Source organism: Kribbella sp. CA-293567 (genome assembly GCF_027627575.1).
GTDB lineage: Bacteria > Actinomycetota > Actinomycetes > Propionibacteriales > Kribbellaceae > Kribbella.
In genome coordinates, this window is the sequence record NZ_CP114065.1 from 219779 (window position 1) to 232652 (window position 12874).

General features: G+C 69.5%; 14 protein-coding genes. 2 read left to right on the forward strand and 12 right to left on the reverse strand.

All coding sequences use genetic code 11. The annotated features are described in order from the left end of the window. Positions 1 to 49 precede the first annotated feature (49 nt). Complete coding sequence (locus tag OX958_RS01020; protein WP_270135030.1) at positions 50 to 946, reverse strand: aminoglycoside phosphotransferase family protein; 897 nt, start codon at positions 944 to 946, stop codon at positions 50 to 52. 47 nt (positions 947 to 993) lie between these two features. On the opposite strand from OX958_RS01020, the gene OX958_RS01025 reads away from it, so the two are divergent. Next, positions 994 to 1743, forward strand: a complete 750-nt coding sequence (locus OX958_RS01025; protein ID WP_270135031.1) for a hypothetical protein — start codon at positions 994 to 996, stop codon at positions 1741 to 1743. A gap of 23 nt (positions 1744 to 1766) precedes the next feature. Here OX958_RS01025 and OX958_RS01030 read toward each other — a convergent pair whose 3' ends face one another. From OX958_RS01030 to OX958_RS01050, 5 genes are all read right to left on the reverse strand, one after another. Further along, positions 1767 to 2444, reverse strand: coding sequence for a class I SAM-dependent methyltransferase (locus OX958_RS01030; protein ID WP_270135032.1), 678 nt, complete (start codon positions 2442 to 2444; stop codon positions 1767 to 1769). Positions 2445 to 2483: 39 nt separating this feature from the next. After that, the gene (locus tag OX958_RS01035) at positions 2484 to 3311 is read right to left on the reverse strand and encodes a siderophore-interacting protein (RefSeq protein WP_270135033.1); all 828 of its coding nucleotides are present in this window, start codon (positions 3309 to 3311) and stop codon (positions 2484 to 2486) included. Positions 3312 to 3392: 81 nt separating this feature from the next. Next, positions 3393 to 4448 carry a hypothetical protein gene (locus tag OX958_RS01040; RefSeq protein WP_270135034.1) on the reverse strand — a complete coding sequence of 352 codons (1056 nt, stop codon included), beginning with the start codon at positions 4446 to 4448 and terminating at the stop codon, positions 3393 to 3395. Then, positions 4448 to 5494: a hypothetical protein gene (locus OX958_RS01045; protein WP_270135035.1), complete on the reverse strand. Its 1047-nt coding sequence runs from the start codon at positions 5492 to 5494 to the stop codon at positions 4448 to 4450. Before OX958_RS01045 ends, OX958_RS01040 begins: the two co-directional genes overlap by 1 nt. 2 nt (positions 5495 to 5496) lie before the next feature. Then, complete coding sequence (locus OX958_RS01050) at positions 5497 to 6612, reverse strand: hypothetical protein (RefSeq protein ID WP_270135036.1); 1116 nt, start codon at positions 6610 to 6612, stop codon at positions 5497 to 5499. 184 nt (positions 6613 to 6796) lie between these two features. Here OX958_RS01050 and OX958_RS01055 point away from each other — a divergent pair, with 184 nt between their 5' ends. Further along, a complete protein-coding gene (locus OX958_RS01055; protein WP_270135037.1) occupies positions 6797 to 8137 on the forward strand; it encodes an ATP-binding protein in 1341 nt (446 codons plus the stop codon). Positions 8138 to 8158: 21 nt separating this feature from the next. On the opposite strand, the gene OX958_RS01060 is transcribed toward OX958_RS01055, so the two are convergent. From OX958_RS01060 to OX958_RS01085, 6 genes are all read right to left on the reverse strand, one after another. Continuing rightward, the gene (locus tag OX958_RS01060) at positions 8159 to 8581 is read right to left on the reverse strand and encodes a VOC family protein (protein WP_270135038.1); all 423 of its coding nucleotides are present in this window, start codon (positions 8579 to 8581) and stop codon (positions 8159 to 8161) included. Between the two features lie 17 nt (positions 8582 to 8598). Next, a complete protein-coding gene (locus OX958_RS01065) occupies positions 8599 to 9738 on the reverse strand; it encodes an endonuclease (protein ID WP_270135039.1) in 1140 nt (379 codons plus the stop codon). 129 nt (positions 9739 to 9867) lie between these two features. Next, positions 9868 to 10143, reverse strand: coding sequence for a hypothetical protein (locus tag OX958_RS01070; protein ID WP_270135041.1), 276 nt, complete (start codon positions 10141 to 10143; stop codon positions 9868 to 9870). 16 nt (positions 10144 to 10159) lie between these two features. Then, a complete protein-coding gene (locus OX958_RS01075) occupies positions 10160 to 10549 on the reverse strand; it encodes a hypothetical protein (RefSeq protein WP_270135042.1) in 390 nt (129 codons plus the stop codon). A 122-nt stretch (positions 10550 to 10671) separates the two neighbouring features. Further along, positions 10672 to 11415 carry a helix-turn-helix transcriptional regulator gene (locus OX958_RS01080; RefSeq protein ID WP_270135043.1) on the reverse strand — a complete coding sequence of 248 codons (744 nt, stop codon included), beginning with the start codon at positions 11413 to 11415 and terminating at the stop codon, positions 10672 to 10674. Between the two features lie 495 nt (positions 11416 to 11910). After that, entirely contained in the window at positions 11911 to 12846 is a 936-nt protein-coding gene (locus tag OX958_RS01085) for a glycoside hydrolase family 16 protein (RefSeq protein ID WP_270135045.1), read from the reverse strand. Between the last annotated feature and the right edge of the window lie 28 nt (positions 12847 to 12874).

Here is a 12874-nt window from a genome sequence, read left to right on the forward strand (position 1 = left end):
ATCGCATCGGTTACGTCACAGCGTGGCGACCGGCGCGGGGTGGGCAGGCTCACACGATGGCCCGGGCGATCTCCAGGTGGTCGGGATCGATCGCGTCGTCCTGCGCGCCCGCCAGGTCCCACAGCACGTTCTGCAGGATCCGGACCATGGTCCAGCCGACCGCCCGGTCCCGCTCCAGACCGGTCACCTCGACCATCAGGTCGAACCGCCGCCGGATGGCGCCCCGCAGGTCCCCGGTCGCGACCAGGTCGTCCCAGCGGTTGTGCAGCACCTGGAACACCTCGAAAGCCGGATCGCCGGCCAGCGGCTTGGGGTCGATCACCAGCCAGGGCGCGCGGCGGCCGGCCAGCACGTTGCCGTAGTGCAGGTCCCAGTGCAGCAGGCGGTCACCGGGCTCCTGGACCAACTCGGCGGCTTGCGCGGCGTACCGGCGTACGAGGGACTGCTGGGCGGGGTCCGACAGGAGGGGGATCAGCGCCGGCGCACCGTCCAGCATCTCGGCCACGACCTCGGACAGCCGCCGTACCCCAGCAGGAGCCGGTACGCCGTTGAGCCGGACGAGCAACTCGGCCAGGATGCGAGTCGCCTCCGTGTCGTCGGCGACCTCGCTGAGCGACCGGGGCTCGAGCCGCTCCAGCAGGATCGTCGCGCTCGACGGGTCGTCCTCCAGGACCTGCACGACCGCGTCCCGGGGCCAGCTGCGCAGCGCGAGGGCCTCGTCCGCGTTCTCCTCGTCGAAGGGCTGGAGCTTCAGCATCGCCGGGGTGCCGTCGCGGCGGACGACCGGCAGCACCACCGAAGCCATCCCGTGCAGCGGCCGGCCGTCGAGGGTCAGCTGCCAGCGATCGAGGTACGCCGCCGCCAGCGTGGGCACGGCTTCGAGCCAGGGCAACCGGTCGGAGAGGGTTTCGAAGAGCGGGGGCGGTACTGCGAACAGCGCGGTCATCGGCGGCAACATTAGTTGCCGGCCGGCCGATGTGCTTGGGTTTTCCGGTGAGCTCACTGGAGGCAAGGCACCGGCAGGCCCAGCTCGTCGTGTCGTTCGTCTATCTGGGGATCCCGTTGGTGTTCCTCGGACTGACGTTGTGGATCGTCTCGGCCGCGAAAGAACCCGACTGGCTGGTGGTGCTGATTCCGCTGGTGCTGCTCGCCGTGGGCTGGTGGCGACGCGGAGAAAGCCGGTTGAAGCCCGCTCGATGGACGTCGGCCGGTACTGCGATGGGCAGCCTGACGGCGCTGTGCACGGCTTTGTTCACGGGCATGCTGGAGAGCGGCCGGCTGGCCGCCTGGTTCCTGCCGGTGACGATCGCCGGGGCGATTCTCGGCGCGGGCTTCGGGCGGTACGGCTTCCGCACGGTGATGTCGCCCGCGATCGCGGAGCTGGCGGAGTCGGCGTACGAGTTGAGCTTCCGGATCCGCGGGCTGACCCGGCTGCGGTTGTCGATCGATGCCGAGCGGGTCGCGTTGCACGAGCAGATCGTGGTCCACACCGAGGACGGCCGGAAGAAGATCGAGCGGGAGAAGGCGTACCCGCTGACGGCCGTGACCGGGGTCTTCGACGTGTCCCTGTCGGGCGCCGAGCGACTCAGGTTCCCGGTGAACCTCAGACTGGCCCCGGCCGGCAGCCCCGGCCCCGCGCTCATCCTGCAGGTCCAGGGCGACGACTGGGTGCTGCCGCAGAACGAGGCCCCCGCCATCGCCCAGATCCTCGACCGCCGCATCGCCTCCGCGCGCACCCACTAGCCAGCCGGCAGCCGGCAGCCGGATCAGTCGGCGCGTTCGTCGGTCCAGCTCATCGCGAGAGCGAAACCGAGGTCGTCGTACCGAGCCCCGGGGAACACCTCGTCGTAGACCAGCCGGAACTGGTCGCGGGACAGATAGCTGTCGCTCGCCAGGTGCGCGAGCCAGGGCTCGCTGAACCAGAACCGCAGCTGGAACCACGCCGCCCGCAGCCCGATCCGCCGGACCTCGGCGGGGAAACCGCGCAGGGCGCCCTCGGTGTAGATCCACCGCGGCGGCGTCGGGTAGAGATCGGAGACGTTGTCGACCACCGCGACCGTGCCACCCGGCCGGACCAGCGACCTCAGCTGCTCCAGCCCGGCCCGATAGTCGGGCAGGTGATGCATCATCGTGTGGCTGTAGACCAGGTCGAACCCGTCGTCCGCCAGCGCGAACACGTCCGCCACCCGGTACTCGAGGTTCGGGCGGGCCCGGGTGGCCCGGGCGATCTCGATCATCGGCCCGCTCAGGTCGACCCCGAGCACGTACTGGAAGTCGTCGGCCAGCCGCTCCACCGCATGGCCGGAACCGCAGCCGACGTCGATCGCCCGCTCGCCGCTCAGCCCCAGCCCGGTCAGCCAGTGGGTGTGCTGGCCGGGCTGCAGGCTGACGAAGCGGTCGTAGTCGGCGGCGAACCGGTCGAAGAGCGCAGGGTCAGCAGTCATCGACCAGTACGACGCCCGCCGTCGCCGGATGGTTGGCGGTCAGTTGCCGGCGGCTTCGCGTTCCTTGCGGACCGTCTCGGCCTTCTCCGCCTGCCAGCCGTCCTCGTTCTTGCCGAGCCGCCAGTAGCCCGACAGCGACACCTGGTCGCGTGCGAGTCCCCGCTCGGCGAAGAGGTGCTTGCGCAGCCGCAGTACGAATCCGGCCTCGCCGTGCACGAAGACCTGGACGCCGTCGGGGAAGTCGAGCGCCTCGACCGCCTTGACCAGGCCGTCGCCGCGGTCCCCGGTCGCACCGGCGCGGTGCAGGTAGGTCAGCTCCAGGTCACCGGCGGTGTCGAACTTCTGCTCCTCGGTCTCGTCCTGGACCTCGACGAACGCCTTGGCGTGCGCACCGGCCGGCAGCCCCTCGATCGCGGCGCCGATCGCCGGCAGCGCGCTCTCGTCACCGACCAGCAGGTGCCAGGCGGCGGTCTCCTGCGGCGCGTAGGCACCGCCGGGACCGTTGAACCAGACCTTGTCACCGGGCTGGGCCGACGCTGCCCAGGGACCGGCGATGCCCTCGTCGCCGTGGTGGACGAAGTCGATGGTCAGCTCCTTGGCCGCCTCGTCCCAGGAGCGGACGGTGTAGGTCCGCATCGTGGGCCAGTGCTCGGACGGCAACTGCTCCCGGACCTGGCCCAGGTCGAGCGGGTCCGGATACTGCACGCCCTGCTTCAGGAAGAGCAGCTTGACGTAGTGGTCGGTGGTGCCGTTGTCGACGAAGTCGTCGCTGCTCAGCACCATCCTGATCATGTGCGGGGTGACGCGCTCGGTCCGTCGGACCACCGCCAGCTTCGCTCGGCGGTTTCGGGGTGCGGGAGTGCTCACGCTGGCCACGGTCCTTTCGACCTTCGGGCGGGATTGGTTAGGCATACCTAAGTTAGGCTAACCCACCCCGCCCAAACCTGCTCAGCTGCCGCGAATCACGAAGCTCCTGCTGACACCCTGCTGGTAGTGATGGCAGGCCGGGAAGAAGGCCCGGTAGTGGATGTTCCCGACGTACGCCGGCTGGGCTTTGAGCGTGAAGCGCCCGCTGGCCCGGACGGAGGCACTGCCGACGGCACGCCACTGGGTCGAGCCGTAGAGGCGCTGCAGCTCGACCCGGCAGCGATAGGTTCGACCGGCCACTGAGCCGTCGACCTCGACAACCGTCCCGACCGGCGCGCTGGTCAGCCGCGGCACGGCAGCGACCAGGCCTGGCCGGAGCGGGGTGAACGGGAGCTTCAGCACGTCGACGTACCGGCCGCGAATTCGGACGCAGTGGTTGACGTCTCCGTACACCCCCTCGAAGTTCGTCACCAGCAGTCCGGCCGTCGACGCGTACCTGGAGCCGGCGTCGTACTCGACGCAGAGGTTGCTCCGCACGACCTGCAGCAGGATCCGCGTCCCGTACGGCTTACCGGTCGCCGAGTCGTACACCGCTGCCTTCACCTGGTACGCCGAACCGAACGGCACCACGCGGGGGATCACCGAGACGCCGAGCTTCGGTTGATGGACGCCGGTGATCGCGATCCTCGGCCCCGCGAACGGCGTCGGGCTGACCATGCTGCCGTCCGAACCGTCGTAGTTGGTGCCTCCGACCACGCCGTCGACCTGGAAGGTTCCGTTGGCCGTCGACTGGACGTGCAGGCTGCCGGTCCAGGTGCCGTTGCGCGCTGTACCCGCCGTCCGCTTCAGCTCACCGGCGACGATCAGATCGACCGGGCCGGAACCGCCCGTGCGCTTGAGAACCACGTTGAGCAACGCCTTCTCGACCCACGGCTGGTCGGAGTCGTAGCCGGCCTTCACGGTGACCGGTACGGCGACCGTGTTCAGCCCTGACACCGCGACGGACGCGCGGCCCAGCGTCACCGCCGTGACCGTCAACTCCGGGTCCGGAACCGCCTGTGCTGCAGGAACCGCCGCCAGCGTCGAACCGATCACCGCAAGTACGGCGGTCAGAATGCGAGCGGTGCTCGTACCCATCAGATGCCTCGAACAGTGAAGACGTTGCTGATTCCGGACTGGAAGCGGCCGCAGGTCGGGAAGAAGACCCGGTACCTGACGTTGCCGACGTACGGCGGCTGCGCTGTCACGGTGAACCGGCCACTCGCCCGGACCGTGCCGGTGCTCACGCCGCGCCACTGCGAGGCGCCGTACAGGCGTTGGAGGGTGACCCCGCAGCCGGCCGGGGCACCTCTGACCGAGCCGTTGACGTCGACCTTCGTGCCGACTCGCGCGCTGGTCGCCGCCGGCGTCGCGGCCAGGATGCCCGGCCGGGCGGGGGTGAGGGTCAGGGAGAGTTTGTCGAACGGGCCGTTGCGCAACCGGACACAGTTGGGGACGTCGCCCAGCGTGCCCTCGTACGACCGTTGGCCGATTCCGGCCGTGTCGGTGAGAATGCCGGAGCTCGGGCCCAGCTGCCGGCACCAAGCGGCGGTCGCGAGGAAGGTGAGCGGAATCCTCGTACCGTAAGGCTTTCCGGTCGCCGAATCGGTCACCGCAGCCCGGACGGTGAAGCCGGAACCGAACGGCACCACCCGCGGGATGACGACGGCGGTGATGCGCGGCTGATGCACCCCGGTGACCACCAGGCTCGGGCCCGCGAACGGAGTCGGATCGGCCGGGTTGGGCCGGTCGAAAGGCCCGACCCGGACACTCGCCACCTTGAAGGTCCCGTCAGCGGTCGACGGCACCTGCACCGCGCCGAGCCATTCGCCGTCCTGCACCGGACCGGCGACCCGCTCGAGATCGGTCGTGACCATCGTGGTCAGCTGCCCGGTTCCGCCCGTGCGCTGCAAGAACACCACGAGCGACAAGTACTGCGCCTGCGGATCGGCGGAGTCGTAGCCGGCCTTCACCCGCACCGGTACGGCGACCGTGTTGAGCCCCGAGACCGCGACCGCCGAGCGGCCCAGCGTGACGGCGGTAATCGTCAGTTTCGGGTCCGGAGCCGCTTGCGCCGTCGGCACCGCGACCAACGTCGAGCCGAGCACGGCCAGTACGGCGACCGTCGCGCCTCTGAGGCTCATCGTCAGATTCCCTTGATGACGAAGCTCTTGCTGACACCGGCCTGGAAGCGCGAGCAGGTGGGGAAGTACGCGCGGTAGATGATGTTCCCGGCGTACGGCGGCTGCGCCAGCAGCGTGAAGCGGCCGCTCTGCCGGACCACGTCCTGGCTGACTCCGCGCCACTGGCTCGCGCCCCGCAACCGCTGCAGGAAGATCGGGCAGTTGGACGGAGCACCGGCGACCGTGCCGTTGACCGGGACAATGGTGCCGACCTTCGCGCTGGTCTTCGACGGGGTGGCGCCGACTATGCCGGGCCGGAGGACGAAGAACCCGGTTCCGAGAGTGTCGAAGAACTTGCCGCGCACTCGCACGCAGACCAGCGAGTCGGCGGCGGCCGCCGGGAAGCTGGTCAGCAGGATGCCTGCCCGATCGGTGTACTTCGAGCCGGCGTCGTACTCGACGCAGAGGTTGTCGTTGACGACCTGGAGCAGGATGCGGCTGCCGTAGGGCTTGCGGGTGACCGAGTCGTAGATGGCGGCCTTCACCTGGAAGGCCTGGCCGAACGGCACCACCCGGGGGATCACCGAGACGCCGAGCTTCGGCACGTGCAAGCCGGTGACGGCGATGCTCGGACCGTCGAACGGTGTCTCGGTCGTCATGCTGCCGTCCGAGCCGTCGAGGATGGTGCCGGGCCGTACGCCGTAGACCTTGAACGTCCCGTTCGCCGTCGAGGGCACCTCGACCGTGCCGGTCCAGGTGCCGTTCTTGAGCGTGCCGGCGGTCAGCTTCAGGTGGCCCGCGATCATCGTCCGGACCGCACCGGTCCCACCGGTACGGCGCAGGAAGACGTTGAGCACGGTGCCGTCGTCCAGTGGATCGTCGGAGTTGTAGCCGGCCTTGACCGTGACCGGCACCGCGACCCGGTTGAGGCCGGAGACGGCGACCGTGGTCCGGCCGAGCGTCACGCCGGCGACGGTCAGTTTCGGGTCCGGCGACTGGGCCTTGGCCGGCACCGCGATAGCCGAGGTCGTGGCTGTTGCCGTGACGGCTCCGGCCGCGGCCGGAGCCGCCACCAGCATCGCCGTAATTCCCACCAGTGCGGCCGTTCCGGTCCGCAGACGTCCCACCCCTGTGTTCATTTTCGCAGGATTACACGAGCCTGCGGTAATTGCCTAGAGTTTACCGGCGAAAAGGGCAATTGCCGAAACAAATAGAAATAGCCGTGCATTTACCGCAACTTTTCCGGGACTTGCGGCATCAAGCGTTCCGAGGGGTTCAGCGTCAGTTCATCCGGCGGACGCCCGGAGCGCGTTGGCTGGCGGGATGAGTCAGGTCTTCGGCACGCCCCGGCGCCCGGCGTACGCGGTCACCCGGACGGATCGGCTGGGCCGGCCGATCTCCCTCGACCGGCGCGGGCCCGAGAGCAACTCGGTGCTCTTCACCGGCGCTCCGGGGATGGGCAAGAGTCTCGAGCTCGACCGCGCCCAGGACCTCGCCCGGCGCAGCGGCTGGATCGCGATCCGGGTCGACGCGTCGCCGCGGGAGCCGCTGGAGAACCGTTTCGTCCGGGCGGTCAGCGAGGACCTCGGCGGGCTGCGCAAGCGGCACGGCTACTTCGCGCTGCGCAAGCTGAAGAAGACGCTGCGGGACCTCACCCAGCGCAGCCGCGGCCAGCAGAACGGGGCCGAGCTGCGTTTCGGCGTCGCGCCGGTGCAGGCGGTGGTCAAGAAGCAATGGGACGCGCCCGGCAAGGACGGCGTCAGCAGCACGCTGAACCAGCTCGCCGACGACCTGGGCGAGCTGGGCGGGAAGAAGCGGCAGCCGGTGATGCTGATGGTCGACAACCTCGACGTCGCGACCGAACGAGACCTGGCGGCGCTGACCGAACTGTCGGCTCATCTGGAGCGCAAGGGGCAGCCGGTGTACCTCGTGGGCGCTGGCGGCGAGCTGGCCGCGACCCGGCTGATGGCCGCGTCGGGAGGGATGTCGGGGATCGCGACGGGGGTGACCGGGCGGTTCGACGTACGGGAGTGTGGGGCGCTGACTCCCGACGAGTTGCGGCCGAGCGTGACCGAGCCACTGCGGCGAGCAGGAATTCCGTACCAGCCGGCGGCGGTGGAGAATCTGCTCAAGGCGGCCAACGGCAATCCCAGCCGGCTGCGGGAGCTGGCCGAGACGGCATTGCGATTCGCGCAGCCGCCGTACGGGGTGGGGGTCGAAGTGGCCAAACACGCGACGGCTCAGGTGAATGCGCAGAGCCGGGTTTTCTACCAGGCCGCGTGGAATGCGTGCTCGGTCGCGGAAAAGGAGTTGCTGGCCAAGGTCGCCGTACGGGGGCCGCGGGGGTTGGCGATGCCGAGCGAGACGCAGGCCGCCGGGCCCGGGAAGTGGCAGGAGGTCGATGCCGCCCGGCACGGGTTGGTGGCTCGCGGCATGCTGCGGGACAGCCCGAGCGGGGAACGGGTTTCGCTGGCCGATCCCGGTCTCGAGGAGTGGGTGCAGACGCGGGTCGGGCAGTCAGCCGCTCATGCTGGGATCGCACTGGCCGGTACGCCGGCGCCGGCCGTCACGCAGGCTGATCCGCGCGGCGGCGGAAAGCACGTCCGAGGCCCGGCGGCCTCGACCCGACAGGTCGGCAACACGACCTTCCGGATCAACGGCTGACGTCTACGACCAGTCGCAGGGTCAGGTGGCGAAGACGTCTTCGTCGTTGGCGAACGCTTTGAACTCCAGGGCGTTGCCGGCCGGGTCGTGCAGGAACATCGTCCACTGCTCGCCGGGTTTGCCTTCGAAGCGGAGGTAGGGGTCGATGACGAAGGCGGTGCCGGCGGCGCGGAAGCGGTCGGCCAGCGCGTGGAAGTCGGGGATCTCCAGGATCAGGCCGAAGTGCGGGACCGGGACGTCGTGGCCGTCCACAGGGTTGTGAACAGCCTGTGGGCGAGCCGGGGCCAGGTGGGTCACGAACTGGTGGCCGCGCAGGTTCCAGTCGATCCAGGTGTCGGAGCTGCGACCGCGCTCGCAGCCGATCACGGTGCCGTAGAACTCCGCGGCGGCGGCGAGGTCGTCGACCGGCATGGCCAGGTGGAAGCGTGGGATGGAAGGGCTCATGTCTCTCAACCTACGTGCTAGGGCCAGATCGAGTTGACCCATTCGGGGTGGTCGATGAACGGGTTGCGGTTGTGCTGCCAGGTGTCGAAGATGACCTGGTTGCGGCGCTTCTCGAAGGCGTCCGGCGGGTCGGCCGCGCTCCACGCCTTCAGCACCGTCAGCTTGCCGATGTACGGCGCCGAGCCGTTGCCGACCGAGTTGTTCGGCTCCAGGTTCGGCCAGCCGTCACCACCCTCGTAGCGCACCGCCATGTAAAGGATCATCCGCGCGACGTCACCGCGAACAGCGGCTCGCGGGGAGAACGAGTCGCCGTCCGCCGCGCATCCCGAGCACTCCGCCACGGCAGCGCCGCCGTTGTCGAAATCGAGGTTGCCGCGGGCGGAGTTGACCGACACGTCCTCGGGGCGCAGGTGGTGCACGTCGGTACCGGGGCCGGTCGCCGTACCGAAGTCACCGTGCGACTTGGCCCAGACGTGCTCACGGTTCCAGTCGTTGACGCCGCCGCCGTTGGTGGCCTTGCTCTGCGAGCGGCCGGAGTACAGCAGGATCACGTTGTTCGCGTTGGCGGGATCCTGGTCGGTGTCCTTGAGCGCGTTCCAGACCTGGTCGTAGCTCAGCTTGGTCTGGCTGGAGATGATCGTGTGCAGCGCGGCCTTGAGCGCCGCGCCCGTCTTGCCGGCCGCGGGCGCGTAGTAGTCGCTCGGGTCCGGCGGATCGCCCGGGTCGGTCCCACCGCCACCGCCGAACGCGGTCGGGTCCTTCAGCCCCGCGTGCGGAGTGAAGTACGGCGTGAGCGTCCCGGTCACGCTGATCTTCGTGCCGAGCAACCCGGGCTTCGTCTTCAGCCCGTACTGCGCGCGGAAGCCGCTCGGGATCTGCACGTAGAGCATCGACGCCGTACTCGTCTGCGAAGCCGAGTCGGCCAGCGCCAGCGCCGTGTCCCCGGTGAAACCACTGCGGATCACCGTGTTCGCGGCCGTCGGTTGACCGACCACGTAGCCCTCGACCGTGCCGACCGACCCGTTCTGTTGCTGGATCGCCGCGGCGACCGTCAGATTCGCTGTCGAGGCCGCGGTCGAGGGTTTGATCCCGAACGCGAGCAACGCCAGCAGGACGCCGACGACCACGGCCGGACGCAGAGCACGAAGAGCAGGCACGGCAATCTCCCAGGGGCGGTTGGGAACCACTGCATCGCCTTCAGTCTGCCCTCGGCGTAGCCCGATCGAACGTCGAACCCGGCAAAGCTTGTCCGACGATCCAGCAAACCTCTGGAAACAGAAGAGCGATCAGCAGAACCAGCCGGACTGGACCCAGCCCCATTTGTTGACGTTGCCCCAGGCGGCGCCTTCGGCCCACTGGCCGCTGGCGGAGTACCGGGAGAGGTTGAAGTGCTGACCGCGGTAGAGGGTGCCGATCAGTTGGCCGGAGGCGGTGTCGCGGACGTACAGGTCGTCGGCGCAGACGGTTTTGAGAGTGGCGGCCGAGGCGGTCTGGGTGACTGCCAGCGGGGTGATCAGGGCGGCGATGGCGACGACGGTGGTCGCGAGGGTGCGAGTGTTCATCAGATGCCTTTCGGGGTCAGTAGGAGATGCAGTCGTCGCGCATGAAGCCCCACTTGTCGCCGCCGTGCCACAGCACGTTGGCCGAGTAGCCGCCACGGACGAGGTAGCGGACGCCCATCCAGGTGCCGGCAGGCAGCGTGACGATCGGGTCGCGGTGGCCGGTGCTCGACGAGTAGTTGCCGAACAACGTGGTCGAGTCGCAGGTGGTCCTGGCGGACAGCATCGGGACCCAGGGGTCGGTCAGTGTGCCGGTACCGCGCTGCATGGTGGCGGAGGCGTCGTCGGGGTCGAACTCGACCGCGTTGGCCTGAGCAGCGGGTGCCAGCAGCGCGACTGCGGCGACGGAAAGAGCAAGCAGCGCGCCGGTACGGCGGGAGCGCCGTCCAGCCAGGAGCGAGTCGGTCATCGGAGAATTCCTTCCGGGCGGGGACCTTGGCCCGTCAAGAATCTCCACCTGAGCGGCCCGCGACGATCCCCGGCGGTGCCCGGGCGTGCAGTCCTGGTGCGATTCCGTGCAACCCGGAAGGCTCAGCGGCGGAAGTCGCGCGGCGTCGTTCCGGTGGCCGCCGTGAAGATCCGGGAGAAGTGGGAGCGGCTGCGGAAGCCGCACGCCCGGGCGATCCGCTCGACTCCCCACTGCGCCTTGGCCGGGTCCCGCAGCAGCGCGCGGGCGCGTTCGAGCCGCATCGACCGCAGCCGCTCCCCGATCGCGGCTTCACCCTCGAAGAGCAGATACAACCGTCGGCGCGACATGTTGAGGGCCTCCGCCACGTCCTGCGCGGTGAGCGTCTCGTCATGGAGGTTCGCCGCCAGGTGGTCGAGAACCTGCTGGCGGCGAGCGGGGATCGTGTCGGCCTGATCCGCCTCGTCGCCGGCCGCGGTCCGCAGTACGAGTTCGGCGACGCCCAGCAGGTAGGGCTCGACCGCGGCGGCGTCGAGAGGCGACGAAGCCGTCAGGACGTGCTGAGCGGCCGAACGCAGGACGGCGCCGGCCGCCTCAGGCAGAGGCAGCGGGGCGAACATCGACCTGCGCAGGGTCGAGACGTCGTAGGACAGCCGGGCGATCGGTACGTTCAGCATGATCACGTCGTGCCGGCGCAGATGGATGTGCGCGCACGGCTCGTCGGCGCCCTGAATCAGCAGGTTCCGTGGGGAGAACGCCGTGGTGGCACCGCGGGCCCGGATCAGCCGCTGCTCGCCGCCGTGCACCACCAGTTGCAGCAGCTCGTCCGGACCGTTCGCCGCGGTGGTCGCCGAGACCTCGCTGCGCATCGGGTCGAGGACGCCGCGGGTGATGCTCGTCGTACCGGCCCCTGGACGCGGTGAAGTCGGCGTGGAAGCCGGCCGGCCGGGGGCTGACCGGGCTGATGCCGATCGGGTAGAGAGCGTCGCTGAGCAGGGCCTGCCAGACCTCGAACTGGGAGTCGGGCTCGATCCCCACGGTGGTCAACCTGGTGCGGACCATCGGTTCTCCCGGCTCGGACCGCGGCGGTCGGAGTTGAGTCGGTGGGGCGGGAGCGCAGGCGCTCGGCCGCCCCACCTAGGTGTACAGGCCCCCATCAGCTCGCGGCTCCTGCCACGGGCTGCTCGCCCATCCACCAGTGAGGCGCTACTGGCGGGCAGCACCTCACCGTCCGGTGGGAGGAGGACCGAAAGGTCCTTCTCCGACGGTGGCGTGGTGCGGACGCCGTAACGGACCGTACTCAGTCCGGAACGGAAAGTCCATGGGTCGCGCGGGCCGTCTCACGCTACTGACGGGTCACCGTTTCAGCAGCTGATCGTGTCCGCGTGGGAGGCGCCGGCCGAGCGGTAGGAGTTCACCCGCGCGGTGGCGGTGGCCGGCGACAGTACTTCGTTCTTGGCGTAGTAGACCCAGTCCGCCGACTGCACGTAGGCGCTGGTGCCGCCGGTGTGCTTCTCCAGGTCGATGAACCACTGGTTGTAGTTCAGCGTCATCGGCCGCCGCGGGTAGACCGAGCGCCCGGCGTCGTCGGTGGTGTGGTCGGCGACGAGGGCGCCGTCGATGTAGTACTTCACGTGCCCGGCGCCGACCGTGGCGACCAGCGTGTGCCAGCCGGCGTGGCTGAACCGGCGGGCGGCACTGATCCGCCAGCCGTCGAACGGATCGGCCTGGTAGGTGTTCCAGCTGGTCAGGAAGTTGACCGGCCCGGTCTCACCCCAGCCGCCGTTCGGCAGGTACTCGGAGATGTCGAGCTCGCTGTACGTCGGCTCCCAGTCGTAGTCGAGCGGGGAGATCGTGTAGAAGGTCTGGTTCACCCGGTCGCCGTCGGCGCCGCTGACCGGAGTGTCACTGAACTTGAAGCGGGTCGCGTAGGTGCCTTCGAAGAACCGCAGATCGCGCTGCTGGACCTGCGCGTGCGTCGTACCGCTGGGCGTTCCGTTGGTGGAGGCGCGCAACTGCAGCGACTTCTGGCCGTCCACGGTCGGGAAGGTGACGTTGCTCGCGGCCCAGATCGCGCCGCCGACGCCGGGGCCACCGGCGTTGGTCCGGACCTGCCATCGGCGGTTGGTGAAGTTCGGGTCGGTGCGGGAGCTGTAGTTGAAGTCGTCGAAGAACGCCCCGCACGCAGCCAGTTTCTCGGGGCTGGTGCGGGCGTTGGCGGCCGTGCCGGCGCCGGTGGTGGCGAGGGCGGCCAGTACGACGGCCGTCGCGGTGATGCGGAGCTTGCGTGATCGGTTCATGGAGTTACACACCTTCGTCTCGGGGCGG